The following is a 5,215-nucleotide window of genomic DNA, read 5'->3' on the forward strand; positions in this document are numbered from 1 at the left end:
AGGTTTCGACCATCAGGTTGTTGGGATCGACCTGATCGGCAGAGACGAAATACGGCCCGATCGGCGCGAAGCCGTCGAGCGTCTTGCCGACCATCCACTGGCCGCCGGTTTCGAGCTGCAGGTCGCGCGCCGAGAAGTCGTGGCCGATGGCGTAGCCGGCGACGTAGTTGAGCGCGTCGGCTTCGGAGACGTTGCGGGCGGTCTTGCCGATGACGATGAGCAGCTCGGTCTCGTAGTCGAACTTGGTCGACACCGACGGCGGCGGCAGCTTGATGGTGGTGCCGTGCGGCGCCAGCGTGTTGTTGTACTTGTTGAACAGGATCGGCTTGGTCGGCAGCTTCTCGCCGGCCTCCTCGGCATGTGCCTTGTAGTTGAGCCCGACGCAGACGATCTTGCCCGGATCAGTGAACAGCCGGCCGAACTTGATCGACGATTCGTCCTTGATGAAGGACTTGTTGTCCTTGGCGGCGGCGACGAGCTTGTCGAGCGCGCCGGCCTGCCCCGAGGCGAGCAGCGTCTCCAGCGTCAGCGGCACGTCCATATTCAGCGCCTTGGACGCGGCGGCGACGTCGAGGACGCCGTTCGGCAGCTTGACGCCCAGCGTCTCGCTTCCATCGGGCTGCATCATCGCCAGCAGCGTGACATTGCGGGGCATCTGGTGCGGGCCCGCCGCTGCCGGGCTCGCAGCCTGGGCGCTGCCGGCGCCGAGCGCAGCCGCGCCGGCTGCTGCGGTGATGAGAAAATCGCGGCGTGTCGTCATTTGGGGTCTCCTCCTGTCCTGCGGTCTTTGCGACCGTCCCCACCCGGCGTCCGAGGCCGGGTTGCGGCGACATTACAGGTAGGCGGCTACGCCGCCAGATGCGTCCTGCGATAGGAGCTATGCCGGACGGAACCCGCACCCCGCGCGAGCCGTAGCGGTGCCTCAACCCTTCCTTAACGCCGGATTCTTACAGTTAACGCCGGGTTGATCCGCGCACGGCGCGCGGTCCGGGCTGCGTCATGTTCCGCATCGATTTCAACAAGCTGCGCTTCCTGATCTGCGATGACAATCCGCACATGCGGCGGATTTTGCGCACCCTGCTGCACTCGTTCGGCGCGCGCGAAGTCTCCGAGGCCGAAGACGGCGCCACGGCGCTCGAGATGTTCACGCATTTCGCGCCCGACATCGTCATCACCGATTGGGAAATGCCGATCTTCGACGGGCTGGAACTGGCCCAGATGATCCGCCAGCCGGACGCCAAAGCCAATCCTTACGCTCCGATCATCATGCTGACCGCGCATTCGGAAAAGCGCCGCGTGACGCTGGCGCGCGACGCCGGAGTCACCGAATTCCTGGCCAAGCCGATCTCCGCTAAGGCGTTGTATCAGCGGGTGCTCAATGTGGTGGCGAGCCCGCGGCCCTTCATCAAGACGCGTAACTACTTCGGCCCGGATCGTCGGCGCAGCAACACCGGCGGCTATATCGGCCCCGAGCGGCGCGGCCACGGCCAGGCGGACGTTATCCAGCAGGCGTCGCTGCTGGATAAGGCCCGCGTCACCGGCTAACGGCGAAGGCGACCGGCCCCATGGCGAACAAACGTTCCGACCTCATCGTCGAGACCCACGCCGATCACCAGGTGATTACCCAGCCCAATCCGCTGCGCGCCGCCGTGCGCCGTGTCGAGACCAGCGAAGGCGACGATCCGATCGGCCGCGCCGAAGCCGCGCTGGCGGGGCTTGCCGGTGAATTTTCGAGCTGGATGCACGAGGAATGCGACCGGCTGATCAGCGCGCACGCAGGCCTTCGGAACAACGGGGTCACCAAGGCGGCGCGCGACGAACTGTTTCACGCCGCCCACGACATCAAGGGCGACGCCGTCACGTTCGGCTTTCCGGCGGCAGCGCTGGCGGCCGAGAGCCTTTGCCGGGTGATCGAGCACGCGCCGGATCTGGCGCGGGTGCCGGACGAACTGATCGCCAATCACGTCGCCGCCATTCAGGCCATCGTGCGCGAAGGCGAGCGCAGCAATCCGGCAGTCGAAAAGAAGCTGGTGAAGAAACTGCGCAGCGTCGCCGACGACTATCTCACCAGCGTCAACCGCGACCGCCCCGAGCATCTGGAAGCGATCTTAGCGCCGCCGCTGGCGCCCCGCGAGTAGTTAGATTCGCCGACGCGACTATCCAACACCATATCGTCATTCCGGGGCGCGCGAAGCGCGAGCCCGGAATGACGAAAGAGAGATTGTGCGCTCGGACCTTACGCCGCCAGCGCGTCTTCGCTCTCGGCGAGCAGTTCTTCGCAGAAGGCGGCGGCTTCTTCGCGGGCGGATTCGGTGGCGAAGCGGCGCAGCAGGATCAGCAGGGGTTCGGCGGTCTCTTCGCCGGTCTCGCAACGCGTCAGCACGCGCTCGACCATGCGGCGGCGCAGCCGGGCGTCGCCGTCCTCGCTGCCCGTGTAGCCGATCTCGCGGATCGCCTCGAGTGCGGCGAAATACGCCGGAAAACACGTCTCCGGCAGCCCGGCGCGCGCCAAGAGCGCATTGACCGAGGTACGTCCGCCATCGTGCAGCAGCGCGCCGACGCGGGCGCGCGGCAGACCGGAAAGCTCGACCAGCGCCGCTTCGAACAGCGACAGATTGCCGGACAGCAGCGCCCGCAGGATCAGCCCCGCAGTGAGTTGCCCGGTTTCGCGCAGGTGCCCCATCAGCGCGCCGATCTCATTGCGCTGAGCCTGCGCCGCGATCGTCACGGTGGAGCGATCGCGCGCCTCAGAGGCGATACGCGCCGCACGATCCGGCGACAGCCAGCGCCGCGCCACAACGAACTGCGTCAGGGTGTCGGACAGCTTGTCGAGCAGCGCCAGACGCGTAGCGCCGGGCAGATCGGGCAGCGCCAGCATCGACTCGCGGATCGCCGCGAGATGGCCGTGACGCTCGACGATGCGGTCCCACGAGAATGGGGCCAGTTCGGCGCGGGCGTTTTCGATCAGTTCGAGCGCGGCGGCGGCAGAGCCGACTTCGGCGATGGCGGCACACACCGCCACAGGCAGCTGCACACGCCGCGCCACCGCGCATTGCACTTCGCTGCACGAGGTGGCGACGATGTCGACCAGATCGGCATCGACCAGCAGCGGCGAGAATTCGAGCACCGGCAGCGCCACCGACGCCTGATCCGAGGCCAAGGCGCGCACGATCACCGCGGGGGCGTAAGGGCTGTGTGCAAACACCTGGGCCATCGCCTGGCGCACCAGGGCCGAGGCATCGTCGAGCATCAGGATCAGCGCGCCTTCGGCGGCGATGCGATCGTCTTCGGAGAGATCGGAGATCAGATAGGCGCGGGCCAGAGCCCGCGTAGCTTCGGCGCGCTCTCCCGCCGGCGCGTGGCGAACCCAACTGATGAACTGCCGAACGATCATGGACGTTTCCGGCTTACTGACGCAACGACATCGCGAGGCGCGACGACCACGGTTACGATCAGTAAACCATGCTGCTTAACAAAGGGTTCACCATAACTGTTTGGGTTTGTTGACGTTTCGTTAAGGCTGCAGGCTCGCCCCATCGTCCGCCCCGCCCGGGCCTGACGTCCGCGCGGCCGCCTCCTCGCGACAACACAGCCGAGTCCCTCTCCTCGGCACTCGGGTTGTCACGCACCTGCTTCTTCCCAGCCGACTGCCTACAATCTCGACAGTGTATGATTACAGATTGATCGCACGGTCGGTAGATTTGAAAATGCAAATTTGCACACTGCGTTGCACAATTCGCCATTTTCATACGGCTGCCGTCGGCGATGATCAGCGCGCTAACTAACGACGGGCGGGACCCGCAGGAGAGAGCCGTGCAGACAGCAATCTCGAAAGTCTCAACAGCGAGGCTGCGGCGCGCGACAGAACTCGCGGTCGGCCCGATCTTGTTGTTCGGCATCTGGTGGCTCGCCGCACGCGGCGGCTGGGTCAACAAGGATCTGCTTCCCTCCCCGGTCGATACGCTGCGTGACACGGCGGTTGCGATCTGGTCAGGCAGCATGACCAAGGATTTCTGGCACACCATGGTTCGCGTCGCTTACTCGATCGCGATCGCGATCGTCGCGGGCGTTCCGGTCGGCATCGTGCTCGGCGCCAAGGCTGCGGTGTATCGCTCGGTCGAATTCATCGTCGACTTCTTCCGCTCGACGCCGGCGACCGCGATGTTTCCGCTGTTCCTGCTTCTGTTCGGGCTCGGCGATCTCGCCAAGATCGCGGTGGCGGCGTTCGCAGCGTGGCTGGTGATCGTGTTCAACGTCGCCTACGGCGTGATGAACGCGCGGCAGACCCGCATCCTCGCCGCCCGTTCGATGGGCGCCTCCTCGCTGCGCATCTTCCGCGACGTCATCTTCTTCGAGACCCTGCCGCAGACCTTCATCGGACTCCGCACGGCGGTGTCGCTGGCACTCGTGGTCATCATCGTCGCCGAGATGTTCATCGGTGCCACCGACGGCATGGGCCACCGCATCATCGATGCACAGATCTCCTACTCGCTCACCGACATGTACGGCTCGATCCTGATCGCCGGCGCGATGGGCTACGGCCTCAATCTGATCCTGTTGTTTCTCGAACGCTCGATCGTCCACTGGTCGGGCAAATGATCCGCCCCGCAGCCTTCGCTCACAAGGAGTCGACGATGTCCAAATCAGTTCTGCTGGCCGCCACGCTCGCGGCCGCGCTCTCCACCGCCGGCGGCGCGCAGGCGGCTTGCGACAAGATGGACAAGGTCACTGCGGCCTGGCTGCCGATCATGCAGACGACCGCGTACTACGTCGCGCTCGACCAGAAGCTGTTCGAGAAGGCCTGCATCGAGATCGACTCCAACAAGATGGAGTCGCCGAACCAGATCATCGACGCGCTGATCGCGGGCCGTGCGGATTTCGGACCGCCCGGCGCTGCGGCCGGCATCGCGATGATCGCGGAATCGAAATTTCCAGGCAAGCTGAAGATCTTCGGGCTCCAGGGCGGCGGCATCAAGGTCGACCGCATCAATGACGGGCTGATCGTCAAGCCGGACAGCACCATCAAGAGCTTTGCCGACCTGAAGGGCAAGACGCTCGGCCACGTGCCTGGCATCCAGTGGCGGACGATCTCGCGCCACATGGTGAAGTCTGCGGGCCTGGATCCCGACAAGGACGTCAAGCTGGTCGATCTCGCCGTGGCGATGCAGGTGCCGGCTGTGGTCGGCGGCACGGTGGACGCGACGCTGTCGCTGGA

The 5,215-nt window shown here is 65.4% G+C and carries 6 protein-coding genes; 4 read left to right on the forward strand and 2 right to left on the reverse strand.

Annotated elements, in window-relative coordinates:
• Positions 1-760: fumarylacetoacetate hydrolase family protein (locus I5M_RS25320; protein ID WP_022723952.1), on the reverse strand; the 760-nt coding region annotated here is incomplete at its 3' end.
• Between the two features lie 239 nt (positions 761-999).
• Between I5M_RS25320 and I5M_RS25325 the strand changes: the two genes are divergently transcribed.
• Complete coding sequence (locus I5M_RS25325; RefSeq protein WP_022723953.1) at positions 1,000-1,545, forward strand: response regulator; 546 nt, start codon at positions 1,000-1,002, stop codon at positions 1,543-1,545.
• A gap of 20 nt (positions 1,546-1,565) precedes the next feature.
• Positions 1,566-2,138: an Hpt domain-containing protein gene (locus I5M_RS25330; protein ID WP_022723954.1), complete on the forward strand. Its 573-nt coding sequence runs from the start codon at positions 1,566-1,568 to the stop codon at positions 2,136-2,138.
• Positions 2,139-2,236: 98 nt separating this feature from the next.
• Here I5M_RS25330 and I5M_RS25335 read toward each other — a convergent pair whose 3' ends face one another.
• Positions 2,237-3,394: a DUF2336 domain-containing protein gene (locus tag I5M_RS25335; RefSeq protein ID WP_022723955.1), complete on the reverse strand. Its 1,158-nt coding sequence runs from the start codon at positions 3,392-3,394 to the stop codon at positions 2,237-2,239.
• Between the two features lie 419 nt (positions 3,395-3,813).
• Here I5M_RS25335 and I5M_RS25340 point away from each other — a divergent pair, with 419 nt between their 5' ends.
• Both I5M_RS25340 and I5M_RS25345 read left to right on the forward strand, forming a co-directional pair.
• Positions 3,814-4,599 (forward strand): ABC transporter permease, encoded by a 786-nt coding sequence (locus I5M_RS25340; RefSeq protein WP_031337554.1) that lies wholly within the window; start codon positions 3,814-3,816, stop codon positions 4,597-4,599.
• Between the two features lie 35 nt (positions 4,600-4,634).
• The coding region (locus I5M_RS25345) for an ABC transporter substrate-binding protein (protein WP_040771895.1) at positions 4,635-5,215 on the forward strand (581 nt) is incomplete at its 3' end.

The organism is Rhodopseudomonas sp. B29, from assembly GCF_000333455.1.
In the GTDB taxonomy this organism is placed as follows: Bacteria; Pseudomonadota; Alphaproteobacteria; order Rhizobiales; family Xanthobacteraceae; genus Rhodopseudomonas.